The organism is Streptomyces gobiensis, from assembly GCF_021216675.1.
GTDB classification, from domain to species: Bacteria; Actinomycetota; Actinomycetes; order Streptomycetales; family Streptomycetaceae; genus Streptomyces; species Streptomyces gobiensis.
In genome coordinates this window covers 1,183,064-1,207,819 of the sequence record NZ_CP086120.1, presented here as the reverse complement: position 1 = coordinate 1,207,819, position 24,756 = coordinate 1,183,064, and the positions used below count along the sequence as shown (strand labels likewise).

Genomic DNA, 24,756 nt, shown 5'->3' with positions numbered 1-24,756 from the left:
CCCCAGTGCGTTCGCTCAGGCCGCTGTACTCCAATGGTAGGTCCCGGCGTCCAGACACCCCAGGGCGAACGGAACAGCCCCAAGGCCCGAGCGCACTTGGCCCAGCCCTCGCAAGGAACGTTCCCGGCCCAAGCCACACCATACGAGCAGCGCGCCGAGCAGTGGGTGTTGTCGGCGCCCTACAGGTCGTCCCTTTTCCAAGGTGGACGCCGTCGACCTCTCCCCGACAACTCTGGTGTGACGCACGGACACCTCAGCCGGGGCAGCCCGTCCGGATGCGCCGGGAGGCTGCTGCTGGCAGGGCACCACCAGCCTCCCGCCTCGCACGAAGCACAGATTGTTCATCACGACCGGCAGCCGTTGCAGTAGCTCGATGCACGCTTCCAGATCGCTGACTACCTCCGCCAGCCACGATGCATCGGCCCGCGCCACCGCGCGGTGATCACCGCCCCACCCCACCGTGAGCCTTCGGCCGAAGCCGACCGGGATCACTCCGGAGAACAGGCCGAACGGCGTCGCTCGGCTCGTCGTCCGCAGCAGGTACCGCGCCACCGACATCGCCATGCGGCGCACCTGGCGGGGTGTCTGGGGGGAACCGTCGCATAACTTCTGGACGCGGCGCGCGAGGAAGGGGCTGGCGACCTCGATTGCTTCCGCGATGGAAGCATCACCCCACACCTGCTCCAGCAAGCGCCGCCATTGATCCACATGCCTGCTTGTGCTGCCAGTCAGGGCCAGGAGATCGTGACCCGCGTGTGCCGTTTGTCGATGACACGGCCGTCAGGCAGCTGGTCGTCCGGCGTCCCCGCCGGATGCACCGCGAAGCGCGGCCCGGGGCCGGACCGGTGGTCGCGGTCCCACACTTGGATCTGTCCGGCGTACTCTTTGGCGATCTTCTCGGCGCTTGGACCATGGGCGTACACACCGAACTCGAACGTTGACTTCTCCACGTCACATGGCCGCAAGGCGAGGTAGCCGAAGCTGTCATCGTCGAAGATCACCGGAGGACGGTACGACCGAGGGAGCAGACCCTTCTCAAGGGCCGACTTCTGTGCCACCAGGCGGCAGAACCTCGGGACGGCGGTGGCGAGCCACAGGTAGAGGTCACTGAACGGTTCCTTGCGGGAGACGGTCACGCCCGACCATGCCTCGGCCCTCGGCTGAAGCAGAGCCTGGCTCAGAAGCTCGGGGTTGACTGATTGCCCGTCGTCCACCCGGAGGCCGACCTCTTCTCCGTGGAGAAGGACCAGTGGCTCCCTGTTCTCCCCGGCTCCCTGCATCGGCACGAAGCCGCACAGCTCGTAATCCCGGCTGGTCAGATGCTTGCCCTTGCGCTCGAATGCGATGGAGCGGGTCTGACCGCGCAGGCGGAGGGGGACCACGAGCCGACCGCCTTCGGTGAGCTGGTTCACCCAGGACGGGGGGATGTCCCACGAGCCGACCGTTACGATGATTCGGTCGAACGGCGCGAACTCCTTGGCGCCGAACTCGCCATCCGCTCGGAGTGCACGTACATCCTGGTAGCCCGCTGCCGCGAGACCCTTGTTCGTGCGGTCGATGACCTCCTGCTCGATGTCGATCGTGGTGACGTCGCCGTCTGGGCCGACCAGTTCCTTCAGCAGTGCGGCGTTGTAGCCACCGCTGCCGATCTCCAGCACCCGGTGGCCAGGCTCGATCCGGAGCTGGTCCAGCATGAAGGCGATGATCCCCGGCCCCGAGACCGAGCTGATGTCGATGCCATGCTCATCCCGTTTCGTGATAACAGCCTTGTTGGCGTATGCCTCCTCAAGCGGCACCCCCGGGAGGAAGAGGTGCCTGGGTACCGTGCGGAGCGCGGCCTCCACCTCGCTCGACACACCTGCCCAGTTCGATGCGCCATGAAATGACCTGGTCAACCAACTCCCCACGCAAAGCGTCAGCTTGAGTGGTCTTGTGGACGGTATCGGTGGCGTTCATTTCTCGGAGTGTAGTCATGCGACTACTCCATGGTGGGTGTTATGAGGCGGGAGTTCAGGGCCCTTAAGTTGTGTCCCCTCCCTCGAGGGCGGTGCAGTGGGGGTCATGGCGATCAGAGCTCTGTGGAGCAGGTCAGGGTCGACCAAGCGGCTGCCGTCCAGGGGCCGCAGCCAGTACGGGCCGGGCGGGCGGCGCTTGTCTACGGGCGGGAGAGTGGCCTTGGTTCCTCCCGCGAAGCACAGGCCGTGCTCGTTCATCCAGCTCTTGATGGTGCCGGGAGGGACCAGCCAGAACAGCGTGTCCCCTTCGGGATCAGCGATGAAAGGGCCGCAGCCACCAGGCTGCATGGTGTCCATGTGCTGGAGGACCAGGTTGCCGGGGACGCCGGACCGGCTTACGACGATGTCCCACCAGCGTCCGACCGGGACGCTCTGGTCCTCGCCTTCGAGCCATTTCCGGATCAGTACGGCGAGCTGCGCGTCTTGGTGGGCGTTCAGTGTCCCGTCGCTGGTCGTTGTCATTGCATCTCTCCTTGAGCGGCGTTGGGAGGGGTGGTTGTGCCCGCGCCCACTGCAGGTCGGCCCCCGAGTGTGGTGACTCCGACGCTGCGCCAGTGGTCGGGGGACTGGGTGCGCAGGTAGCAAGCTGCTGAGTCCTCGCACGCCAGGAGGGTGAACCGGTGCTGCCCGCCCTGGTCGACAGGATGCGAGATGCCCCGTACGCGCAGCGTGGCTGAGTCGACCAGGCAGCCGCAGAGCTCGCACCGGGCCAGCATGCGAATTCGGTCAACCATGGCTGCGTTCACAATCGTGGTCAGGGGCAGTGCACCGGCACAGGGCAGGCTCAGAGCACGGACCGGGCGGCCCGGAGCTGAGTGCGAACGGGAGGAGTAGGACGGGCCGGGCCGACCACTGGATACGGGTTGTCCCTGCCCCCGCTTCGAAGGCGTGCTCACCGTGCGCACGGAGCTGGGCGACCGCTTCCCACTACCCGTGTTCAAGCCACCAGAACGCGCGCTGGAAATCCTTCGGGTCGAACCCGTGGAGCAGGACGCGGACCGCGATGCGCAGGCAGACCAAGGCGCGCTCGGGGGTGAGGGCGACGCGGGACTGTACTCGCGCGGAGGCGCCGTCGATGTCAGACGCGTAGGTGATGACCTGGCACCACCAGCCGGTCCGGGTGTCAGCGGAAGACGGGGAAGTCACGCTGCGGTGCATCGCTCCCCTTCCCCCGGCTGGTGTGCGAGGGCAGCAGGGCATGGCACGGGGAGGGTGCACCAAGTACACGTGCCAGTGCGGCCCCACTTCTGCGCGAGCTGTGACACCAGGAGCAGCCCACGGCCTGATTCGTCGTCATCCGCAGGCTCCAGCAGCACTGGCCTATGCTCGCCATCTGGGATGCCGCCCTCGTGGACCTCGATACGCAGTTCCCTGTTGATCGCGGAGTAGCTGAGCACCAGGCTGACCGCGTCGTCACCGTGGCCGTGCACGATCGCATTGGATACAAGTTCGCTGATCAGCAGCTTCACCGTGTCGACGTCCACGACCTCACTCAGATGCCACTGCTGGACGCACGCTGCTCCGACATGGCGTAGTTCCCGTACGCGTCTTAGTGCTGCTGTGACTGATACGTGGGTGCGCAGCGGAGTTGGCGTAACGGACATCACAACGCCCTCCTAGTAGTGGGAGGTTGGCTGGTTGCCGAGCGGTCGACGGCGGAGACGCTGGAAGCGGCCAACGGGATGTCAGCCCGTGCCGCTGCCACCGCCACCTGCGCTTGGGCGAGTAGAGCCACCGTGCCGCACGTCACAGTTAACGTTCAATAGAACGCACCAAAGAAGGGGAATTGGCACATGCCAGTTACCGGACAGGGGGTAGTGCACGGAAAGCAGAACGTGCCAGACTCCCCACACAAGCCTTGCGTCGGCCGACGGGGGCATCGAAGTGATAGATGGAACAGTGAAGTTGGGGGACACGTGGCAGCACGTCGCGGTGCGACGTTCCAGCGCATCCTGCTAGGTAAAGAGCTTCGGACGCTGCGGGAGGGCCGTGGCCTGACAGCCGAAGGAGTCTCCGAGGAATTGGGGTTCTCCAGGTCAAAGCTCACGCGAGTGGAGAAGGGTGACATCCCGCTGCCTCGGCTCGCTGACCTGGAGAACCTTCTGGACCGGTACGGCATCACCGACCCTGACGACCGTAAAGAGCTCCTGGATCTCCAGCGTGACTCGCTGAGTCGTGAGCCCTGGACCTCGTACCGGCATGTGATGCCGTCCGGGATGCCCTACTACCTTGGCCTGGAACGTGAGGCGGTGCGTCTCAGAGCATGGCAACGCAACAACGTGCTCGGCCTGCTGCAGACCGAGCGGTACGCTCGGGCGCTGTTCAACAGCGCGAGGACTGCTGAAGAGCGGACGACGGAGTTCGTGGAGCGCAATGTCCGAATCCGTATGGAGCGTAAAGACCTGATCCTCCGAGAAGATAGTCCTGTGGAGCTTCAGGTCGTCCTGGACGAAGCTGTTCTGCGGCGTGTGCGCGGCGACGCCGAAGTGATGCACGATCAGTACGCGGAGATCAAGAGACTTTGCTCCATGGACCACGTCGAGGTCCAGATCATCCCTCAGAACCTGTCGACGTACCTGGCCGAAGAGAACTTCACCATGCTGGAGTTCGACAACAGCCTGGATCCGCTGGTTCAGATTGATGGTGGATCGTCGATGACTGTGATGTCCAGGGACACGGACGTATGGCGCTACCAGCGCCGATTCGAGTCCCTGTGCAAAGGGGCGCTTGCTCCCACGGAAACGCCCAGATTCCTGCAGGAACTAGAGCGAGAGTTGTGGACATGAAACTGACGGCCCCAAAGCTTGCGGACGAGAAGAGCTGGTTCAAGTCTTCGTACTCGCAAGAAGGGACTGAAGCCTGCGTCGAGGTGGCGAACCTGATCCGCACCGGGCACAACGGGATCGGCGTTCGTGACTCGAAAGACAAGCAGGGCCCCGCCCTCCTGTTCAGTGCGTCCGGATGGGACTCCTTTGTGAACGATGTCCGTACAGGCCGTTTCGACCCCGGGCTGGTCGACTGACGGGTAGGGAGAGGCCAAATGACCACCGGCATCCGAGCCGATGAACTGGCTCCCGAAGACGCCTGGTTTAAGTCCTCTTACAGCGGAGACACAGGCAACATCTGCATTGAGATTGTGGATCTGTCCAGCCAAGTTGGCATCCGAGACTCGAAAGACCAGACCGGCCCCGCGCTTCTGGTCCCCACAGCTGCCTGGATATCGTTTGTCCATGGCCTTCGTATGGGTGGGCTTGATCCGTTGGGCTGAGGAACGGTTGATCATCTGCCCTGCGATGTGGCGTGGGCCTCCTCAGTCACGGTGAGGAGGCCCACGCCTGATCGACTGGATCGTCGGGCCTCGTTCTCTTGCCTCGCATCTTGGTGCTCTTCGGGCGCTCACCGCGCCGTTGAAAGCCCGTCGTGATCAATAAGCGGCCTGGGGCGCCCGGGAAGCCGGACGAGGCCGACCCTCAGGGCGGGCCGGGTGAGGGCAAGCGGGGGGTCATCACCGACGAGGCCGGCCGGACGACCGAGATCCAGGAAGTCGAACTGGACGAACTCAAGCGCTGACCAGACTGCAGGACAAGTGTGGGACGGGATCGCGGGTATCCGGCCCTGCCGTGTTGTACATGTCGAAAACGGACAGAAGGAGGGCTACATGCCCCGCATCGCAGCCGCTCTCACTGGCCTGTGGTACCTCGCCTTCGGCGCCATTGCGGCCTCCGGAAAGAGCGGCTTTCTGGTCGCGCTGTTCCTCATCTCCGGCATCGTGCTAATCATCGGCGCAGTCCGGATGGCCAGCAGCCCGGCCAAGGGCAGAATTACCGCGCGACGGGGCGCCCATATCGCCTTGGCCACCGTCCTGCTTCCTGCACTGGCGTGGCTCATCAGCGTAGCCAGAGCTGGACAGCTGCCGGACTACCTAGAGATCGCGACTAGTAAAAACCTGCACCTCTACCTACTGGCCGCAATGGCACCGGCCCTGCTGTGCCTTGTGCTGATGCGCCGCGCAAACCACCCGTATTCCCAAGGCCAGTAAGTTAGAGATCGCGCGGATGGGCACGGCGCGTCGGGAGTGTCCGGTGAATCGCTTAAAAGAACCTGCTTGAGCATCGCCGGGAAGGCCGCCGCAGCGGCCTTCGGTGGGGGCATGGGTGATCGAGTGTGCACGGCCGTGGGTGGATGCCCTCCGCCGTCGTCCAAGCCGTGTCAACGCCTGTCTGGGCCATTGCGTCATGTGGCCTCAGCTGGGCACTTGCGAGGTTCGGCCGTACCGTCTCCCACGGTGAAAGGGGGCCGGATGGACCGGAACATACGCACCATCGACGACGTGCTGAAGCTCTCGGACGAGCTGTTCGCGCCGGAGGCTGACCGCTGGACCACCGACGCGGCCACCTGGTGGGACGGCTTCTACGCCGACCGCTCCAAGCCGGTGCCGTTCTTCGTGGCGAAGCCGGATGAGAACTTGGTCTCTTATCTCGACCGCGACCTGATCATTCCGGGACGGGCGCTCGATCTGGGCTGTGGTCCCGGCCGTAACGCCCTCCACTTGGCCTCCATGGGTTTCCAAGTGGACGCCGTCGACCTCTCCCCGACCGCCATCGCCTGGGCCGAAGAGCGCGCCCGCGAGGCCGGGGGCGACGTCCGTTTCATCTGCGGAGACGCCTTCGGCCTTGCTGCGACCGAGCTGAGCGGTCCGTATGACCTGGTCTACGACTCGGGCTGCTTCCACCACCTGCCACCCCACCGCCGCATCAGCTATCTCTCCCTGCTGGACCGGGTCCTTGCTCCTGCAGGTCATTTCGCCCTCACGTGCTTCGCGGCCGGCGAGACGGGCTCCGAGCTTCCCGACGCTGCCTTCTATCGCGAGTCCCGGCTCCACGGTGGACTCGCCTACCGGCCGGAGTCCTTGCGCTGGGTCTTCTCCGATCTGGTGGAGGTGGAGCTGCGCCGGATGCGTGACGAACCGCCCGAGTCCGCCTGTTTCGGCGAACCCTTCTTGTGGACGGCCCTCTTCCGCCGCGATGCCCAGGGTGTGCCGGGCTGACTACGTGCGCCTGGCTGGATGCTGGCGGGGCGCCCGTCCAGGCGGAGTCGGTGCCGTTTCAGTCGCCTGTGGTGCGGATGTGGACCTCCGAGTGCAGGGTGCGGTGCACCGGGCACTTTTCGGCGATCTCGACCAGACGTTCCCGCTGGGTGGTGTCGAGGTTGCCTTCCAAGCGGATGTGCCGCTCGATACGGTCCAGTTGCCCGGCCTGGGTGTCGCAGTTCGCGCAGTCCTCGGCGTGGATCTTGTCATGACGCAGGGTCACCGTGACATGGTCCAGGGGCCACTGCTTGCGCTCGGCATACATACGGACCGTCATTGACGTACACGCTCCCAGCGCGGCGAGCAGCAGGTCATAGGGGGAGGGACCGGTGTCGGTGCCCACCGGGGACGGCTCGTCGGCCTGTAGCAGGTGCGGTCCGGCAGTGATCTCCTGGGCAAAGCTCCCGGTGCCGACCTCGGCGACCACCACGGACCCTTCCGTGGCCTGGGGTGCGCCGTCCGCGCCGGGTTGGTCCGGTACGTAGCGGTCGGCCCAGGCGGCGAGCACGGTGGCCGCGTAGTTGGCGTCCGCCCGGCTGGTGAGCAGATGGTCGGCACCGTCGAGCGCGATGAAGGACTTCGGGTGGCGCCCGGCGTCGAAGATCTGCCGGGCGTTGTCGACGCCCACGAACTCGTCCTGCGGGGAGTGCAGCACCAGCAGCGGGGCGCCCAGAGCGGCGATCCGCTGTTGCTGCGGCTGGGCGGCGATATCGGACAGGAACTCCCGGCGGATGCGGAAGCCGCGCCCGGCAAGCCGTACTACTGCTTCGCCTTCGGACTCGATCTGTTCCCGGTCGGCTGTCAGCAGATGGGTCACATGGGCGGGGTCGGCCGGGGCGCCCAGGGTGGCGACCGCGCGTACTTCGGGGATCCGGTGTGCGGCGGCGAGCACCGCGGCTCCGCCCAGGGAATGCCCGACCAGGAGCGCCGGGGCGGCGAACTGGTCGCGCAGATGGTCGGCCGCGCGGACCAGGTCCTCGACGTTGGAGCTGAAATCGGTGTTGCCGAAGTCGCCTCCGGACTGCCCCAGCCCGGTGAAGTCGAAGCGCAGTACGGCGATTCCGTGCTGGGCCAGTCCTCGGGAGATCCGGGTGGCGGCGACGGCGTCCTTTCCGCAGGTGAAGCAGTGGGCGAACAGTGCGTATGCCCTCGGCGGACCGTGCGGAAGCTCGAGCCGGGCAGCGAGCGGATGGCCCCCGCTCCCGGGGAATGTCAGCTTTTCGCTGTGGACTGTGCCGCGGTGGCTCTCGGCAGGCATGGCTGTCCTTTCCGTTCAGAACTTCAGGAGATCCTGTGCCGCACATAGTGTTCGCTGGCTGGGAGCTGTTCCGGAGAGGTGGGAGTGAGGCGCTGGGCGCGTCGGCTGAAGCCGCGTGCCCAGGGAGCGGCCGTGATGCCGTGGGCGTAGACGCTCAGTATCACGGTCGTCCCCGCGACCAGCATGATGGTGTCGGCGCGGGCGATGCCCGCCTGCTCGACCACCAGCAGAGCGAACAGGACCGAGGCGAGGCCGCGCGGGCCGAACCACCCGAAGAACAGCACGGTCTCACCCCGGACGCCAGAGCCCACCATCGCCACAGCGACCGCCGCTATGCGCACCACGGCCAGGCTCAGCACCGCGTATACAACCGCCTGCCAGCCGATCTCACCCAGCCGGGGGCCCATGATGACCGCGCCGAACATCGTGAACGTCGCCATGGCGAACAACTCGCCCTCCCGCTCGGCGAACTCATGCACATGCGGGCACTGCTCGCGAGCCACCGAGCCAAAGCAGAGCCCGGCGGTGAAGGCAGCGATGAACCCGTTTCCGGTGGCCAGCTCGGCGCCGCTGTAGGCGATCACGGCCAAGGCCAGCACCGCCAGCCGCCGATAGGTCGCCGTCACCCATCCCGCGGTGTCCATACGGTTCAGTGCCCGCCCGCCTAGGACTCCCACCACCGCCCCGGCCAAGGCCCCGATCCCGATCTGCCGCGCCACAAACCCCGCCCACCAAGACGCCGAGCCGATGTCCCCCTGATGCGCGGCGGCCAGTGCGACCAGCAGCATCACCACTGGCAGTGCGATGCCGTCATTGAGCCCGCTCTCGACATTGAGGGACTGCCGGATACGGACCGGAAGCCGCTGGTCGCTGACCACTGCGGCTCCCAGCGCGGCGTCGGTGGGAATCAGCACCGCAGCCAGCAGCGCGGCCTCCCACACCCCGAAGTCATCGAGGACAAGCAGCGCCGCCGCGGTACCGAGCGCGATACCGACGGACATACCGATTGCCAGAAGCCGCAGCGGAAACCTGTACTCACGCCGCAGCACGCGCAGCTCGATGCGTACCGCGTCGGTGAACAGCACCAGAACCAAGGTTGCCTCGGCCAGTACCCGAATGGCCCCCTCGTCCAGGCTCCCGGTCAGCCAGCCGGCCCCTTGGGGACCCAGCACCAGACCGGCGGCCACGAAGACCATCGGGGCGGTCAGCGAGGTGCCCCGCACCCGCCCGGAAACCAGCCCGAAGCCGAGCAGCAGCCCGGCGAGCACCAACAGATCGGTCACGGTCCCCAGTGGTTCCACTGGAAGGGCCGAAGTATGCCCCCGGCATCCAGGTCGGCGAGGGGACGTGGCGGCATCGTCTTCGTGGCGAGCTGGGGCTACCTCTCCGCACACCGTGTGCGGCCCTCATGAAACCGCGGACACCTCCGCGGGTGGCTGCTCTGCTGGAGCGTAGGCCGCCACAACGGCGTCGATCTGTTCGTAACCGGTGCGCAGCAGAAATGTGTTCAGGCGGCCGTAGGACTTGGCGCCGAGGACGAAGAAGTGCTTTTCGGGGCTGCGGAGTTGGCCGATGCCGGGTGCGGGCTGGGCCAGGCAGTCGCCGCCCGCTGCGGCGAGGAGGGCGGCGGATAGGTTCATGGGGGCGCCGGTGGCGTAGCACTCATGGACCTGCAACTGCCGGTAGAGGCCGGTGTCGCCCGTGTAACCCGTCAGCGAGATCACATGGTCGCAGGCGATCTCCTGGCGGCCCTGGGCAGTGGCGAGGGTGACGCGGACCCGGTCGCCGTCCGGTCGCAGGGACTGGATGTGGGTGCCGGTGTGGACCGTGACGCGCTCGTTGGTGCCGTCGGTGAGGGCCTGGGAGGTCTCGACGAGTTCCTGGCGGCCGGGGAGGGTGTCGTCCGGGACAGCACCCCAGTGGGGATCCGGGGCGCGGACGGCCCAGACGAGGCGGGTGCCGGGGAGCGCTGCGAGGTCGCGGGCGGCGGTCTGGGCGGACTTGCCGGCGCCGATGAGCAGCACGGTGCCCGCCCAGCGGCCCGGGTCGTCGGTGGGCGGGAGGGTGCGGGTGATGCGGTGGGCGAGGGCGCGTTCGCCGGGGGCGGGGATGCCGCCGTCGCCGAGGGGGTTGGGGTGGGAGTAGGTGCCGGTGCAGTCCAGGACCAGGCCGGCTTCGGCGGTGTCCTCGCCGTCCGGGGTGTCGAGCAGCAGGGTGAAGGGCGCGGCGGCCCGGGCGTCGGAGGCGATCTGCTCGTGTTTGAGCAGGCCGGTGCGTGCGACGGCGACGGCACGGGTGCCCAGCCGGATCCGGCCGCCGAGGGCGGGGAGCCCCGCGAGCGGTTCGAGCAGCCGGGCGACGAGTTCCGCCCCGGTGGGGCAGTCGTCGCCGGACGGGACGGGATGGCCCGCGGCGATGAGATGGGTGCGCATCCGGCGGGAGATGTTCAGGTCCCAGGGGGTGAACAGGCGGACGTGGCCCCAGTCGCGTACATGGGCGGCGACGGTGTCCGATGCCTCGTAGACGGTGAACGGCCATCCGGCGTCGGCGCAGGCGAGTGCGGCATCCAGGCCGACGGGTCCGGCGCCGAGGATCGCGACGTGTGGTGTGGCGGGCATGGGCGGTCCCTCCCAGGGGTGGTCAGATGGCGCAGCGGATGGGGCTGGGCAGGCTTCCGTCGGACAGGCGGGCGGTGAAGAACCGCTCGGTCACCCGTTGTTTGCCCATCTCCAGCGGGGTTCCGGCGGGCGCGAGGTGCATGTCCGGGCTGCTGGCCGTGTCCGCGCCCGCGGGGTGCCAGTGCAGGCCGTCAGCGGTGACGGTGAGCTCGGGGATGCTGGAGTCCTCGCCGATCTCGACGCCGGTTTCGGCGAAGCCGCGGCGCAGGAGGGGACGTACGGCGAAGTGGTCGTCCGGCAGGCCGAGTTCGGTGAGCAGGGCGGCTACGTCCGGCACCTCGGCGGTGTTCTCGGGGGTTTCGGTGAGCGCGACCCGTGGGGGCAGGCCCAGGTCGATCAGGTGGCGAATCCCCTCGATGGTGCGGGTCCAGGAGCCGTTGCCGCGGTGCAGGTCATGCGTGGCGGCGGTGGCACCGTCGAGGGAGGTCTGGATGGTGAGCTTGCGATCGGCGAGCTCACCGAGTCCGTCGGCGCGGCGGCCGCGCAGCAGCAGCGCGTTGGTCATCACGACGGTGGGCAGCTGGGAGCTGGCGTAGTCGAGGAGCTGAACGATGTCGGGGTGCAGGAAGGGTTCCCCGCCGGTGATGTACAGCTCGGTGAAGCCGGCGGCGACGCCTTCGTCGACGAGGCCGCGGAAGGTCTCGGCGGGCAGGGTACGCGGGGTGGCCCTCGGCGAGGAGGCGACCGCGCAGTAGTCGCAGGCCAGGTTGCAGTGGAAGTTGGTGTAGAGCCACAGCCGGGACGGGAAGTACGGGCTGCCGAACAGCGGCACCACGGGACGGTCACCGTGCGGGGCCGGTGCGGAACTGGGTCCCCAGCCGTCGTCGGCGGGCTGGAATCCGGTGGGCAGGGTGGAGCGGTAGAGGTGGTAGCGGCCCCGGGAGCGCTCGGCCGGGGGCAGGATCTCCAGGCAGGTGGTCCACCAGCCGGTCTCGATGGTCTCCACGAAGACCTCCGGGAGGCCCGCCGCGCGCATGGACCGGGCCTGGGCCTGCCAGTCGTACGCGAGCGGGACCAGCTCGGCCGTCGCCTGCCCGGCGTCCAGATCGAGGAGGGCGTACCAGACGTCGTGGCGGCCGTCGTTGGCTGGCTTGCCCAGGACACCAACGTTCACGGCGAGGGCGGAGCCGATCCGCCGCTGCCAGGGCAGGCCGCTGTGGGTGCACAGGATGACGCCGGCGCCACTGGCCTCGGCCCGCTGCCTGTGCTGTTCGTCGGGCAGTGACTCCCACCAGAAGTCATTGAGCGCCAGCGTCGAGCCATGCACCATGTGTACGTCCACACCGGCGATGGTCTCCCGGCGCTCGGTGTGCAGCTCACCCATCCAGGCGGCGAAGTCACGGCTGGTGGTGGCCAGGGTGTGGTCGTAGATGAGCTGGGCGAACTCATTGTCCTTCGGGTCGCGGTAGCCGCAGCCGCAGTCCGTGTCACCGCGGGCGATCGCCACGTCGTAGTTGCCCGCGACACAGGTGATGTCATTGCTGGTCAGGATCGGCCACAGGGCGTCCACCTCGGCGCCGAAGCCGCCGAGGTCGCCCAGGCAGAACAGCCGCTCGGCGCCGCGGGCGCGGGCGTCATCGACAAAGGCCTGCAGGGCGTACGGGTTGCCGTAGGGGCCTCCGCATACTGCGATCCGCATGAGGGACGTCTCCAAGATGGTGCGGTAACAGGGTGGTTCAGATGGTTATGGACGCCGGGCATGGGCGACGCGTCCGCGATGGCTGCGTGCTGGGCCATCACCGGCAGGGAACCCGCCGGGGTCCGGGATCCTTCCTGTCCCTTCGCCAGAGGCGGGGCCCTGCGCTGTAGCGGCGGCGGATGCGCTCGGGGTCGACACCGGCGAAGTAGAGCAGTTTCAGGTACTGCATGAAGACGATCATTCGCCAGGTGCCGTGCGCGACCAGGCGGCGGGACGAAGCCGTTGATGTGGCGGGCAGCACGGCGAGGCGTCCGCGCCGGCCGAGACGGCGGGACATCTCCAGGTCCTCCATGATGGCCAGATCCGGAAAGCCGCCCAGTTCGTCAAAGACACTGCGGCGGATGAACATGGCCTGGTCACCGAAGATGTGGCGCAGATGGCGGGCGCGCGCGTTGGAGGTATACGCGAGGTAGTTCAGCCCGGCGCTGCGGCGGTCGAAGCGCAGCGTCAGGCCGCCACCGACCACCTGCGGGGCGGTGAGGGCCGTGCGGATCTGGGCGAGGGCGGCGGGGTCGATCCGGGTGTCGGCGTGGACGAACCACAGCACGTCGCCGGTGCAGTGGCGGGCGCCCTCGTTCATCTGCTTCGCCCGTCCCCGCTCGCTGTGCACCACGGTGGCGTGCCGGGCGGCGAGTTCGGCGGTGGCGTCGGTGGAGCCGCCGTCGACAACGATGAGTTCGCAGTCGGGGAAGTCGCGGCACAGACGGCTCAGCGCAGTCTGGATCGTAGCCGCCTCATTGAGGACGGGCACAACGATCGACACTTTCATGCGGTTCATACGGTTCATACGGGTCACGCGGTTCATACGGGCTCCGCGGGGTGCAGCAAGGCAGCGATACGGTCGGGCAGCCCCGGATCGGCGAGCAGCGCCGCCGCGTCCTCGGGGGTGTCCAGGTCCCGCAGCGGCGGCAGGAGACGCACGCTCAGCCCGTGCTCATCGGCTCGGGCGCGGGTGGCGGCCAGCACCCGGTCGGTGCTCCACAGGGCCGGGTCGATGCCGAACAGACCGGTGTGCGGGCCGCGCATTCCGATCAGGTAGTAGCCACCGTCCAGCGCCGGACCCAGCACCACATCCCGGTCCTCCAGGGCCGTACGGGCGGCGGCCAGCAGCTCGCCGGTCAGGGTCGGCGCGTCGGTTCCGATGACCAGCAGCGGGCCCGCGCCGTCGGCGTAGGCATCGGTGACGGCGGCCGTCAGCCGCTGCCCGAGGTCACCACCACGCTGCAGCAACGGCCGGACACCGGACGGCGCCAGATCGCAGGTGCTGTCCTCGCCCTCGGCCTCGCCTGGTGCGTACGCCACATAGGTACGCAGCCCGTATGACGACGTCACCGCCAGCGTGTGCCGGATCAGTTCGGCCTGCAGAGCGGCGCAGCGTTCGGGGCCCAGAAGCGGGTGCAGCCGGGTCTTGACCGTGCCCGGCCGGGGTGCCTTCGCCATCACGAGTACGGCCGGGACGCCAGCCGTCGTCATGAGCCGAACCGGTAGACAAAGCCGGCGGGTGGCGCTGTGCCCAGCTCCGGCACGGCGTGTGCGACCAGTTCGGCGAAGGTCTCCTTGCTCGCCGCCATCCGCGCCAGCAGCGCGTCGACCGGCTCCGGTTCGGCAGCCACGCCGTTGGCATAGTCGGTGACATAGCCGACCAGCGCCATCGGCACCTCCGCCTCCCCGGCCAGCACCACCTCCGGGCCCGCGGTCTGGCTGACCGCGGTGACGCCCGCGGCGGCCAGGGCGGCGATCTCGGGGCGGCTGTTGAAACGCGGGCCGTTCACATGCCCGTACACCCCCCTTGTGATGACAGCCGCTCCGGTCTGTTCGGCGGCGGTGATCAGGGCGTGGCGCAGCGGCTCGCTGAACGGACGGTCGAAGATCCAGTGTCCGCGGCCCGCCGCGCCCGGTGTGTCGTACCAGGTGCACGGTGAGCCGTCGGGCAGCTGGTTGGACGGGAAGTACAGATCGTCGAAGACGACCAGCGAGCCGGGCGGAACGGCCGGGTCGACGGCCCCGCAGACCGTCAGGGAGATCACCGCCTCGACGTTACGGGCACGCAGCGCGGCCAGGTTGGCCCTGTGGTCGACCTGGTGCGACAGACGGTGATGGCCCGCGCCGTGCCGGGACAGCTGCACGACCTCCGCGTCCTTCAGACGGCCCTCGGTGACGGTGACCACGCCATGGTCCGTGACGACGGCCTGCTGCGCCGCTCCTTCGAGATGGGGCCACTCGTAATTCCCCGAGCCGGTGATGACACCGATACGCATGGGTTACTTCTCCTTGACGGCGGGATGGGTACGGACCTCGACCAGCGGAAGCAGGGTGCGCAACTGCGCATTCTCGGCGGGGTCGAGGACGGAGTGCTGTACGCACGCTGGGACCAGGGCGCCGTCTGCCGGGTGTGCCATGGAGTACTGGCAGGCGGCCAGCCGTTCCTGTGTCTCACGCAGCCTCGGGTCGTCGCTGGTCTCACCGCGCTGCATCAGCTCCCAGGCCGGGGCGACGTCCTTGGCGTCCATGAACATATGCATGATGAAGGTCACCGGCCGTATCCGGAAACGGTTCCGCAGCAGCCTGCCGACGCCCACCCGGCGTACCGTGCGGGTGAGCCAGCCCAGCGCGATGGCGATCGTGCCCGGGTGCCGGGCGATGACGCGGCTCAGCCTGGCCGCGAGCAGGGCGGGCGGGGTCCCGGTGAAGCTCACCTTCCCGAAGCGGCGGAAGAACGCGTCGCGCACGGCGAGATCGCGCGGGTCGTCTCCGTCGAGGAAGGGAAACCAGCGGTCGCCGACGTAGAAGCCGTAGGCGGAGCGATTGCAGCGCACATCGCCGTTGTGGAACACGTTGTAGTCGAGCCGGGTGCCTGCGCCACGCTCGACCTCCGCCCACACCGCGTCCGGGGTCGCCTGACGGTACTCCTCCTTCCAGCGCCGTTCATCGCCCAGGAACGCGGCCGGCTGGAAGGAGAACATGCCGAACCCCAGATCACGGCTGTCGCGGATCACGTTCGCGACTTCGTCGAGATTGCCCGGGGTGACGGTCATATTGTGGGCGAGGAAGTACCGCACGCCGTTCTCGCGGCGCAGCCTGGCGAACATCGCGGTGAAGCGCCGGCGGTACGGGTTCAGCGCCCGCTCGCTCTCGGGGCGTTCGATACCCCGCCGCCCGTACATGAACTTGTCGAAGTGCGCGGCGAACGACAGCCGGGCGAAGCGCTTGGTGCCATCCGGGCCGAGGGCCAGCTGCTTCAGGTAGTCATAGTCGAAGTCGCCGTGGGTGAAGCTCATGGGTTCGCGGCCGTGCTCGCGCATGATCGCAAGGGTGGCGGCGTGGTCGTCGGGCGGCAGCAGGCTCACCTCGCCGCCGATCAGCTGGGTGTGTGCCCGTGGCCCGCGCAGCTTGCGCAGCAGCCCCAGCTGGGCGGCGACCTGTTCACGGGTGTGGGGGCCGTCGACGCGTACCTGGTTGGCATCGCGGGAGTGGTAGCAAGGGGTGCACTTCAGATTGCACTTGGGGAAGACGCCGTGGGTGCCCTCACAGCCCACGCCGTGCCGGCCGATGATCTGCCCTGGTGTCCTGACCACATCCGGCAGTTCAGCCCAGCGCCGCTCCATGGCCTCGGCGAACTCCGGGTCGTAGGGGCGGGTGGTGCGCGCGAGGGCGCGCAGCGTCGCCACGAGTCCCATCAGCTTTCTTCCTGCTTTCCTTGCTGTGTGCGTCAGTGTGCGTCAGTGTGCGTCGGTGTGCGTCGGTGACGCCGGGGGAGGAGACGAACCGCGGATCACCGCCGTACCAGCCTGCGCAGGGCGAGCAGAGCCCCGATGGCCCGGCTGCCACGGGCCAGGCGGGCGTAGACATCGGTGAGGGCCGTGTGCCAGGGCCCGTCAGCGTAGGTGGGGTAAGGGTGCACGGTCTTGGCGTAGTTCGAGGCCGTCCAGCCCAGGCGGACCGCGGTCGCCAGATGTGCGATCGTCTCCCCGGCCCGCGGCGAGACGACCGTGGCGCCGACGATGCGGCCACGCGGGCCGAGCACCAGGGAGGTGAAGCCCTCGGTGCGGCCGTCGGAGACGGCCCGGTCGACCCGGTCGTTGTCCAGGGAGTGCACCCGTACCCGGTCGCCGTGCTGCCGGCGCGCTTCCTCGGCGGTGAGACCGACACGGGCGACCTCGGGATCGGTGTACGTCACCCAGGGCACCGAGGTGTAGTCAATCCGGCGACGCACGCCGAGCAGCGCGTCCGTGGCGGCGGCCCCGCCCTGCACGCCGCCCAGGTGGGTGAAGGCCGAAAGGCCGGTGACATCCCCGGCGGCGTAGATCCGCGCGTTGGAGGTGCGCAGCCGGTCATCCACCTGGACGGCGCCCTGCTCGGTCAGTTCCACCCCGGCCGCCTCCAGGCCGAGTTCCGCGGTGTTGGCGCGGCGGCCGGTGACGGCCAGCAGGGCGTCGTACGCGATGGAGCCGTCCGGGCCGTACACCGCGCCGTCGGCGACCTTTTCGGCGCGGTAGCCGGTCAGGACGGTGATGCCTTCCGCCTCCAGCCGCTCCCGCGTGACCTGTGAGGCGCGCGGTTCCTCACCTGGCAGCAGCCGGTCCAACTTCTCCATGAGCGTCACCTTTGAGCCGAGGCGGGCAAAGGCCTGGGCCAGCTCACAGCCGATGGGTCCCCCGCCCAGCACTACCAGCCGCTCAGGCAGTTCAGCCACCTCCCAAACCGTGTCGCTGGTCAGCGGATTCGCCTCGGCCAGTCCGGGCACCGGCACCAGCGCCGGGGAGGAACCGGTCGCGATCACCGCATACCGGAAGGAGATCTCCCTACTGCCCACCGTGAGGGTGCGCGGCCCGGTGAAGACGGCCGGACCGTGGGCCACCTCCACCCCGAACGGGCTGAGCGCCTCGGCGGAGTCGTGCGGTTCGATCGCCGCGATCGCCTGCTTGACGTGCCCCATCGCCGCTGGCAGATCGGCGGGGCCGGATGCGGCGGCCAGCCCGTAGACCCCGACGCTGCGGGCGGTCCGCACCTCGGCCGCCACATGGAGCAGCGCCTTGCTGGGCACGCAGCCGGTCCACAAGCAGTCCCCGCCCAGCCGGTCCCGCTCGACCAGCAGGGTGCGATCGCCGAACCGCCCGGCGGTGCGGGCCGCCGTCAGACCGGCGCTTCCGCCGCCGATGACCACCAGGTCGTATGCGTTCATAGTGCGATTTTCTCCGGCTCTCGGGGACAGGCACCGACGGGCTTGGCCGTAGTCGGCGGCGTTGCAGGGAAACCCACCGTGACGGCTCCAGCCTTCCCTCCGCGCACATATTTTCGGCGGCGTGTCGCGGACGGAATGCCGCGAGCCCGAACAGGGTTTCCCCGCGGACACCGCACGGCACGCAGGGAAGGAGCGCCCCGTTGGACGAACGGGACTGGCGCCGTTACATCGGGGATTACCATGACTCCCGCCCCGGCATCACCGAGCGGCTCTTCCAGCATGCCGACGCCTCCCCTCACGCGTGGCTCGCCGATTCCCTCAACTCCCCACCGGGAGCTGTGCTGGACCTCGCCTGCGGTTCAGCGCCCACCCGCGCGTCGCTGCCGGACGCCAACTGGATCGGCGTCGACTCCTCCGAGGGAGAACTCCGCACGGCGGCCCGGCTCGGCCGGGTGCCGCTTGTCCGCGCGGACGCCGATGCCCTGCCTCTGATGACCGGCGCCGTGGGTGCCGTCTGCGCCTCCATGTGCCTGCCCGTCCTCACCCCGCTGCCACGTGTGCTCGCCGAGATCCGGCGCGTGCTGCGCCCGGGCGGTGTGCTCGCGGCCCTGGTGCCCGCCCAGTCCGGGCTCTCGGCGTCCGGCATGTTCGGCTGGGCCCGGGTGATGTACACCCTGCGGGCCCTGCACCAACCCTGGCCCAATCCGGGCGCCCGGGACTCGCTCGCCACGCTGCTGCGGGAGTCGGGCTTCCTCGTCCACTCCGATGAACGCCAGGTGTTCACCCTCTGTCTTGAGACCCCCGAGGCCGTGGCCCTGCTGGTCGATGGCCTTTATCTGCCCGGGCTCACGCCGCAGCGTGCAGCCGCGGCCAAGCGTGCCCTCGCCCACTGGGCGCGTCCGGGCCGACGGCTGGAGCTGCCGCTGCGCCGTGTCGTGGCGGAGCGTTCGATTGATCACATCACACAGGAGTACGCATGACCCGTCGGGCTGTCCCGTCCGAGCCCCCCGCCGAGGCGTCCGTCGCACCGCTGCCCCCGCAGGAAGGCAAGGCCCGCGGAGCGATGGCCAAGTTGATCGTGCTCGCGGTGCTGTTGATGGGTCTGGGCTGCTGGGTGGCGCTGGGCGGCGGCGCACTCCTGGGCGACATCCGCCTGTGGGTTGAATCGTTCGGCCTGTGGGGACCGCTGATCTTCGCGATCTGTTACGCCTTCGCGGTGACCGCGCTGCTGCCCGGATCCGTGCTGACCGCATCCGCCGGGGCACTCTTCGGCCTCACGCTGGGCACGGCGGTGGTGCTGGCCGGGGCCACCGCGGGGGCCGCGCTCTCGTTCGGCCTGGCGCGGTGGCTGGGGCGCCCGGCGATCGCCCGGTACGCGGGGTCAGGACGGCTCGCACGGCTGGACGCGCATCTGTCCCGCCGCGGCTTCGTAGCAGTTCTGCTGCTGCGCCTGCTGCCGCTGTTCCCCTTCTCCGTGATCAACTACGGGGCCGGTGCGGCCGGTATCAGGTTCGCGCCCTATGTGACGGCCACCGCCCTGGGCATCATTCCCGGCACGCTCGCCTACACCGGCCTCGGCGGGGCACTGCGTGAGCCGGACTCCCCGGTGCTGTGGATCGCGCTGGCCGGACTGCTGGCCCTGAGCGTGGGCGGCTGGTGGGGGGCACGCCTCTTCCGGTCCCGTACAGCAGAGGCCGGCACAGCAGAGGTGGGCACAGCAGAGGTCAGCGCGGCAGCCGGCAGCCGGTGACGATCCGGTGGGCCGTCCCGGCGGCAGGGAGGGGAATGCTCCCACCGGCCCATCGGGTTTCCGTCGCATGGCGCGCACCGGTGGCCCTCTCTCACCGGTGCGTGACGTTTACATCCAAGCTCACCACCAGGAGAGACATGACGGTCGACATATCCGATGCCGCTGTTGCGGACGCGGTCAAGGACTACTACGGCAAGGTGCTGGCGTCCTCTGCGGATCTGAAGACCTCGGCGTGCTGTACGGATGCGGCGCCACCGCCGCATATCGCCGCGGCCCTCGGCCGGGTGCACGAGGAGGTCATGGACCGTTTCTACGGCTGCGGTTCACCGATACCGCCGGCCCTGGACGGGGCGACCGTGCTGGACCTGGGCTGCGGCAGCGGACGCGATGTCTATGTGCTGTCCCAGCTGGTCGGCCCCAGCGGCCGGGTCATCGGCGTCGACATGACCGGTGAGCAACTGGCCGTCGCCCGGCGCCACCAGCACTGGCACGCTCAGCAATTCGGCTACGACAATGTGGAGTTTCACCAGGGCTATATCGAAGACCTGGCGGGCGCCGGCCTCGTGGACGGCTCAGTCGACGTGGTCGTCTCCAACTGTGTCCTCAACCTGTCTCCGGACAAACCGCGCGTCTTCTCTGAAATCTTCCGGGTGCTGAAGCCCGGTGGTGAGCTGTACTTCGCCGATATCTTCGCCGACCGCCGCCTGCCCGCAGCACTCCTCGACGACCCGGTCCTGGTCGGTGAATGCCTCGCCGGCGCCCTCTACACGGAGGACTTCCGCCGCTCCCTGGAGCGCACCGGCTGCCTGGACGCCCGCACCGTCACCGCCTCCCCCGTGACGATCAGCGATCCGGACATTGAGCGGAAGATCGGCTTCGCCGCGTTCACCTCACGCACCATCCGGGCCTTCAAACTGCCCCTGGAGGACCGCTGTGAGGACTACGGGCAGGTTGCCGTCTACCGCGGCACTCTGCCGGAGCATCCGCACGCCTTCGACCTCGATGACCACCATCGCTTCCACACCGGCAAGCCGATGCTGGTGTGCGGTAATACCGCCGACATGCTCTCCGCGACCCGCTACGCGGCACACTTCACCGTGACCGGCGACAAGGCGACGCACTTCGGCCTGTTCCCGTGCGCGCCCTCCGACCAGCGCGCCGCGGACGAGACGGGGACAGGATCCGGCTGCTGCTGAAACCTGACGGCGTGGTCACCGGTCCCACTGGTCACTGGACACGGGGACGGGGACGGGCGGTGCACGTTTGTGTGCTCACCCCCTGCCCTCGTCTCCGGAGACCTGACCCCGTCGGTGACGGCTGACCGGTGAGCGGAGTGAGCCGACGGGCCGCTCCTGCCACTGCTTCTGCCACTGCGGGCTGCCTCTCCCGCCCCCTGCCGGGACCGCGCCGCACGGCGTTGCGCGCGATGCGACCCCTGTCAGTCCGAGGACTGCTTCACCTGAATTCCGATGGATTCCCCGTCCGGCCGGAACGCGAGGAGTTCAATTCTTTCCAGAGTCTTCGTGGAAAACCTCCGTGCGTGGGTATACAGCGGTACGAACCTGGGCGCGGGACGGCCGTGCCAGATAACTCGCTCGGCTCATTCGTGTGGCACAGATTCCGTGCGAAGAAAACCATCGGCTGTTTCCATGCAGTTCATGACACTAACCGCAAGATACGCAAAATGGGCTGCGAGGGTGAACAGTAAGAACCTCTCCTCCTGATCTGAGTTGTGCAGTTTGCTCCGGCAGCGGGGCATTCCAGACTCGGAAGGAAGACTCGTGATCAAGAAGGTGCTCGCTACGGCTGCTGTAGCGGCTTCTGTTGTTGGCGCGACTGGCATTGCCGCCACCCCTGCCATGGCGGTCGGTGACCAGGGCCACACCTCACAGAGTGGCAATGGCTCGGCGCAGAAGTACGGGAACACGACCACGGGCGGTTACATGAGCCCGAACATGAGCCTGATCAACGGCACGCTGAACAAGCCGTGTATCGCGGTGCTGCCGGGCAAGCTGAATGTGGGCAGCCTGATCGGACTCATTCCGATCACTGTGCAGGACATTCTCACCAGCAACAACGCCCAGGCCTGCACGGAGAACTCCACGCAGGTCGACGGCGACGACCCGCTGTCGCACATCCTGTCCGACCTCGACCTGCTGTCCGAGAACGGCGCGGCGAGCGTCCGAAGCGACAGGGGCGGCCACGGCCACGGCGGCAAGCACGGCCACCACGGCAAGCACGGCCACCACGGCGGTCACGGTCGCTGATCACCGCCGCACTGGCCCGGGGCGCGCCGAAGCCTTTTCGCCGCCCCGGGCCCAGCCCTCAGGCAACCTCCCCCCTAGTGCTGTCAGTCCCGCTGCTCCATTCGCTTCCGAGTGCGACTACTGAGGCGTTACGCGATCAGGGGCAGGGGGCCAAGCAGAGGGCAGCACAGCTCGACCAAGTGCGTGACTCCGCTGGATGAGTGATTCGTCAAAACCTCCGGCAGCGGGGCATTCCAGATTCGGAAGGAAGACTCGTGATCAAGAAGGTGCTCGCTGCGGCTACGGTAGCGGCCTCTGTCGTTGGTGCGACCAGTGTTGCCGCCACCCCTGCCATGGCGGTCGGTGACCAGGCCCACACCTCGGAGAGCGGCAACAAGGCGAAGCAGGTGTACGGGAACACGACCACGGGCGGCTACATGAGCCCGAACATGAGCCTGGTCAATGGCTCGCTGAACAAGCTGTGTATCGCAGCGCTGCCGGGCAAGGTGAATGTGGGCAGCATCATCGGCCTCATTCCGATCACCGTGCAGGACATCCTCACCAGCAACAACGCCCAGGCCTGTACGGAGGGCTCCACGCAGATCGACGGCGATGACCCGCTGGCGCATCTTCTGTCGGACCTCGACCTGCTGTCCGAGAACGGCGCCGTCAGCGCCCGCGGCCGCTGATCCGCACCGCTGGCACTGCTGGGCCCCGGCCCGCCGAGTCCTCTTCGGCGGCCCGGGGCCCGGTGCGTTTCGCGGGCTGCGGGAAGGGCCAAGGGAAGACCCGGTCCGTACTCCGCGGCCGGTTCCTGCCGGGAATGCGGCATCATCTCCTGCATGGGGAAAGTCGCAGGTCTGGACAGCTCGTCCGAGTTCACCCGCATCGTCGTCTGCGATACGGACACGGGTGCCGTCATCAAGCAGGGGTACGCCCCGCATCCCACGCCCGAGGGCGAGGGCGAGGGCAAACGCACCGAGATCGACCCGCAGGCGTGGCTGATGTCACTCGGCCAAGCCGCGGCCGGCGGGCTGCTGGAGGGTGTGGAGGCCATTGGGGTTTCCGCACAGCTCCAAGGCGTCGTCGCGCTCGACCATGGCGGGAACGCGGTACGGCCCGCGCTGGTCGGCAACGACAAGCGGGCGCAGACCGCAGCCGCCGATCTGGTGGACGCGCTCGGCGGTAAGGAGGCCTGGGCCCAGGCCGTGGGCTCGGTCCCCCAGGCCAGTCAGCCGGTGGCGAAGCTGCGCTGGCTCGCCCGCCATGAGCCGGAGGCCGCACAGCAGATCGCCGCGGTGCTGCAGCCGCATGACTGGCTGTCCTGGCAGCTCCTGGGGCGGCCCGGCCGCCATACCACCGACCGTGGCGACGCCTCCGGAACCGGCTACTGGTCGGCCGCGACCGGCTCCTGGCGCCCCGACCTGGTTGAGCTGGCCCTCGGCCACCAGGTGTCGCTGCCCGAGGTCATCGGCCCCTCGGAAGCCGCCGGACAGACCCCCGAAGGGCTGCTGATCTCGGCCGGTACCGGCGAGACCATGGCCGCCGCCTTCGGACTTGGCGTCGGCCCCGGCGACGCGGTGGTCTCACTGGGCGCCTCCGGATCGGTCTCGGCGGTCCACCATGAGGCCCTTGCCGACCCGACCGGCACCATCACCTCCTATGCCGACGCCACCGGGATGCATCTGCCCGTGGTGCGGACGCTGAACGCCGTCCGGGTGCTGCGCGGCACGGCCGAGCTGCTGAGCTGCGACCTCGAAGGCCTCTCCGCGCTGGCCCTCAAATCCACGCCGGGCTCCTACGGGCTCGTACTGCTGCCGTATCTGGAGGGCGAGCGGACCCCCGAGCTGCCGCACACCGCGGGCACCCTGGCCGGGCTGCGCCGGGAGTCCATGAAGCCGGAGCATCTGGCGCGGGCCGCCTTCGAGGGCATGCTCTGCGGGCTCACCGACGCCCTCGATGTGCTGCGCGACCGTGGCGTTCAGGTACGCCGGGTCTTCCTGCTGGGCCCCGCCGCCGAGCTCCCCGCCGTCCAGACGATCGCTCCCGCGCTCTTCGGCGCCCAAGTCGTGGTCCCCGAGCCCGCCGACTACACCACCCTGGGCGCCGCCCGCCAGGCCGCCTGGGCGCTGGGCGCCGCGCAGGGCACGCTTCCCGCCCAGGAGCCTCCGCGGTGGCCTGCGGCTGCCTGCCAGCTGTTCGACCCCGGCGAGGACCTTCCGGTCGGCCAGGCGGTCCGCCAGCAGTACACGGCCGTACGCGACCAGACCCACCCGGACGCCTTCTAGCCCCTGCTGGCCCCTCCTAAGACTTGATCCGCAATTCACCAAAGGGTGAGCTGGGGACTGCACGCGGTGCCGGGACCGGGCGCTCCGGCGTGGCCACGCGACCCGACCGCCGGGGCGGTTTCGGGCTCGGTGTGGTTGACTCCCGCAGCGCTTCTTCCAGCGCTTCTGCATAAAGGATCTGTGCGTGCCTCGACCTGGTGGTGTCCAGGTACGCGGTCTTCGGGTCGTCCACGTCGGTGAAGCGGCCGAAGGTGGCGAGGGCGGCGGATACGGGGTCGCGCTTGCCGACGAGGCCGCAGGCGATGCACTTGTGCTCGCGGTCCCGCAGTGTCTTGCGTACGCGCTCGCCGCACAAGCAGTGCTGCGACAGGGCCGTTGACCATGTGGAGGCTCGCACCAGCCGACCCCCGGCCGCCTTGCACTCGATATCGAGGGCGGAGATCAGCATGCCCGGCGTGGTCTGCGACAGGCGCTTGCCCCACAGCCGGTACCAGGTGCGGATGTCGCAGTCCTCGATCAGTCCGTCACCTCCGCCGCTGGCCCGCACCCGC

The 24,756-nt window shown here is 68.6% G+C and carries 26 protein-coding genes and 1 pseudogene; 12 read left to right on the top strand and 15 right to left on the bottom strand.

The features are described from left to right. Positions 1 to 15: 15 nt before the first annotated feature. The 5 genes from test1122_RS26785 to test1122_RS05580 form a co-directional block, all read right to left on the bottom strand. Positions 16 to 678 carry a lantibiotic dehydratase gene (locus tag test1122_RS26785; RefSeq protein ID WP_422397061.1) on the bottom strand — a complete coding sequence of 221 codons (663 nt, stop codon included), beginning with the start codon at positions 676 to 678 and terminating at the stop codon, positions 16 to 18. A gap of 50 nt (positions 679 to 728) precedes the next feature. Further along, on the bottom strand, positions 729 to 1,856 hold the full coding sequence (fxlM, locus tag test1122_RS05595; RefSeq protein WP_232268042.1) for a methyltransferase, FxLD system: 1,128 nt from the start codon (positions 1,854 to 1,856) through the stop codon (positions 729 to 731). A gap of 114 nt (positions 1,857 to 1,970) precedes the next feature. After that, positions 1,971 to 2,477: a hypothetical protein gene (locus test1122_RS05590; protein WP_232268041.1), complete on the bottom strand. Its 507-nt coding sequence runs from the start codon at positions 2,475 to 2,477 to the stop codon at positions 1,971 to 1,973. Positions 2,478 to 2,942: 465 nt separating this feature from the next. Further along, positions 2,943 to 3,161 carry a hypothetical protein gene (locus tag test1122_RS05585; protein ID WP_232268040.1) on the bottom strand — a complete coding sequence of 73 codons (219 nt, stop codon included), beginning with the start codon at positions 3,159 to 3,161 and terminating at the stop codon, positions 2,943 to 2,945. Then, a complete protein-coding gene (locus test1122_RS05580; protein WP_232268039.1) occupies positions 3,158 to 3,619 on the bottom strand; it encodes an ATP-binding protein in 462 nt (153 codons plus the stop codon). Before test1122_RS05580 ends, test1122_RS05585 begins: the two co-directional genes overlap by 4 nt. A 312-nt stretch (positions 3,620 to 3,931) precedes the next feature. On the opposite strand from test1122_RS05580, the gene test1122_RS05575 reads away from it, so the two are divergent. The 6 genes from test1122_RS05575 (at position 3,932) to test1122_RS05550 (ending at position 7,062) form a co-directional block, all read left to right on the top strand. Then, on the top strand, positions 3,932 to 4,801 hold the full coding sequence (locus test1122_RS05575; protein ID WP_232268038.1) for a helix-turn-helix domain-containing protein: 870 nt from the start codon (positions 3,932 to 3,934) through the stop codon (positions 4,799 to 4,801). Next, positions 4,798 to 5,037: a DUF397 domain-containing protein gene (locus test1122_RS05570; RefSeq protein WP_232268037.1), complete on the top strand. Its 240-nt coding sequence runs from the start codon at positions 4,798 to 4,800 to the stop codon at positions 5,035 to 5,037. The genes test1122_RS05575 and test1122_RS05570 overlap by 4 nt, the downstream gene beginning before the upstream one ends. 18 nt (positions 5,038 to 5,055) lie before the next feature. Then, positions 5,056 to 5,283 carry a DUF397 domain-containing protein gene (locus test1122_RS05565; protein WP_232268036.1) on the top strand — a complete coding sequence of 76 codons (228 nt, stop codon included), beginning with the start codon at positions 5,056 to 5,058 and terminating at the stop codon, positions 5,281 to 5,283. Between the two features lie 152 nt (positions 5,284 to 5,435). After that, positions 5,436 to 5,585: a hypothetical protein gene (locus tag test1122_RS05560; protein WP_232268035.1), complete on the top strand. Its 150-nt coding sequence runs from the start codon at positions 5,436 to 5,438 to the stop codon at positions 5,583 to 5,585. An 88-nt stretch (positions 5,586 to 5,673) separates the two neighbouring features. After that, the gene (locus test1122_RS05555) at positions 5,674 to 6,054 is read left to right on the top strand and encodes a hypothetical protein (protein WP_232268034.1); all 381 of its coding nucleotides are present in this window, start codon (positions 5,674 to 5,676) and stop codon (positions 6,052 to 6,054) included. A gap of 261 nt (positions 6,055 to 6,315) precedes the next feature. Further along, entirely contained in the window at positions 6,316 to 7,062 is a 747-nt protein-coding gene (locus test1122_RS05550) for a class I SAM-dependent methyltransferase (RefSeq protein ID WP_232268033.1), read from the top strand. Positions 7,063 to 7,120: 58 nt separating this feature from the next. On the opposite strand, the gene test1122_RS05545 is transcribed toward test1122_RS05550, so the two are convergent. From test1122_RS05545 to test1122_RS05505, 9 genes are all read right to left on the bottom strand, one after another. Continuing rightward, the gene (locus test1122_RS05545) at positions 7,121 to 8,362 is read right to left on the bottom strand and encodes a bifunctional alpha/beta hydrolase/OsmC family protein (protein WP_232268032.1); all 1,242 of its coding nucleotides are present in this window, start codon (positions 8,360 to 8,362) and stop codon (positions 7,121 to 7,123) included. Between the two features lie 23 nt (positions 8,363 to 8,385). Beyond that, positions 8,386 to 9,645, bottom strand: coding sequence for a cation:proton antiporter (locus test1122_RS05540; protein ID WP_232268031.1), 1,260 nt, complete (start codon positions 9,643 to 9,645; stop codon positions 8,386 to 8,388). Positions 9,646 to 9,768: 123 nt separating this feature from the next. Further along, the gene (locus tag test1122_RS05535) at positions 9,769 to 10,980 is read right to left on the bottom strand and encodes a Rossmann-fold NAD(P)-binding domain-containing protein (RefSeq protein WP_232268030.1); all 1,212 of its coding nucleotides are present in this window, start codon (positions 10,978 to 10,980) and stop codon (positions 9,769 to 9,771) included. A gap of 22 nt (positions 10,981 to 11,002) precedes the next feature. Continuing rightward, a complete protein-coding gene (locus test1122_RS05530; protein WP_232268029.1) occupies positions 11,003 to 12,679 on the bottom strand; it encodes a radical SAM protein in 1,677 nt (558 codons plus the stop codon). 97 nt (positions 12,680 to 12,776) lie between these two features. Further along, on the bottom strand, positions 12,777 to 13,544 hold the full coding sequence (locus test1122_RS05525) for a TIGR04283 family arsenosugar biosynthesis glycosyltransferase (protein ID WP_232268028.1): 768 nt from the start codon (positions 13,542 to 13,544) through the stop codon (positions 12,777 to 12,779). Beyond that, entirely contained in the window at positions 13,541 to 14,212 is a 672-nt protein-coding gene (locus test1122_RS05520) for a TIGR04282 family arsenosugar biosynthesis glycosyltransferase (RefSeq protein ID WP_232268027.1), read from the bottom strand. The genes test1122_RS05525 and test1122_RS05520 overlap by 4 nt, the downstream gene beginning before the upstream one ends. Then, a complete protein-coding gene (locus test1122_RS05515; protein WP_232268026.1) occupies positions 14,209 to 14,997 on the bottom strand; it encodes an MTAP family purine nucleoside phosphorylase in 789 nt (262 codons plus the stop codon). The genes test1122_RS05520 and test1122_RS05515 overlap by 4 nt, the downstream gene beginning before the upstream one ends. 3 nt (positions 14,998 to 15,000) lie before the next feature. Further along, positions 15,001 to 16,416, bottom strand: coding sequence for a radical SAM family protein (locus tag test1122_RS05510; RefSeq protein ID WP_232268025.1), 1,416 nt, complete (start codon positions 16,414 to 16,416; stop codon positions 15,001 to 15,003). Between the two features lie 95 nt (positions 16,417 to 16,511). Next, positions 16,512 to 17,921, bottom strand: coding sequence for a dihydrolipoyl dehydrogenase family protein (locus test1122_RS05505; protein WP_232268024.1), 1,410 nt, complete (start codon positions 17,919 to 17,921; stop codon positions 16,512 to 16,514). A 200-nt stretch (positions 17,922 to 18,121) separates the two neighbouring features. On the opposite strand from test1122_RS05505, the gene test1122_RS05500 reads away from it, so the two are divergent. The 6 genes and pseudogenes from test1122_RS05500 (at position 18,122) to test1122_RS05475 (ending at position 24,205) form a co-directional block, all read left to right on the top strand. Further along, positions 18,122 to 18,901, top strand: a complete 780-nt coding sequence (locus tag test1122_RS05500) for a class I SAM-dependent methyltransferase (protein WP_232268023.1) — start codon at positions 18,122 to 18,124, stop codon at positions 18,899 to 18,901. Further along, positions 18,898 to 19,671 carry a TVP38/TMEM64 family protein gene (locus tag test1122_RS05495; RefSeq protein WP_232268022.1) on the top strand — a complete coding sequence of 258 codons (774 nt, stop codon included), beginning with the start codon at positions 18,898 to 18,900 and terminating at the stop codon, positions 19,669 to 19,671. The genes test1122_RS05500 and test1122_RS05495 overlap by 4 nt, the downstream gene beginning before the upstream one ends. A gap of 137 nt (positions 19,672 to 19,808) precedes the next feature. Continuing rightward, positions 19,809 to 20,867: a methyltransferase domain-containing protein gene (locus test1122_RS05490; protein ID WP_232268021.1), complete on the top strand. Its 1,059-nt coding sequence runs from the start codon at positions 19,809 to 19,811 to the stop codon at positions 20,865 to 20,867. A 585-nt stretch (positions 20,868 to 21,452) separates the two neighbouring features. Continuing rightward, positions 21,453 to 21,854: pseudogene (locus test1122_RS05485) on the top strand (rodlin); the annotation flags it as partial. A gap of 338 nt (positions 21,855 to 22,192) precedes the next feature. After that, on the top strand, positions 22,193 to 22,606 hold the full coding sequence (locus test1122_RS05480; protein ID WP_232268020.1) for a rodlin: 414 nt from the start codon (positions 22,193 to 22,195) through the stop codon (positions 22,604 to 22,606). A 153-nt stretch (positions 22,607 to 22,759) separates the two neighbouring features. Beyond that, positions 22,760 to 24,205, top strand: a complete 1,446-nt coding sequence (locus tag test1122_RS05475; RefSeq protein ID WP_232268019.1) for an FGGY family carbohydrate kinase — start codon at positions 22,760 to 22,762, stop codon at positions 24,203 to 24,205. Positions 24,206 to 24,221: 16 nt separating this feature from the next. Here the strand turns inward: test1122_RS05475 and test1122_RS05470 are convergent, their stop codons facing one another. After that, on the bottom strand, positions 24,222 to 24,752 hold the full coding sequence (locus test1122_RS05470) for a zinc ribbon domain-containing protein (RefSeq protein ID WP_232268018.1): 531 nt from the start codon (positions 24,750 to 24,752) through the stop codon (positions 24,222 to 24,224). Between the last annotated feature and the right edge of the window lie 4 nt (positions 24,753 to 24,756).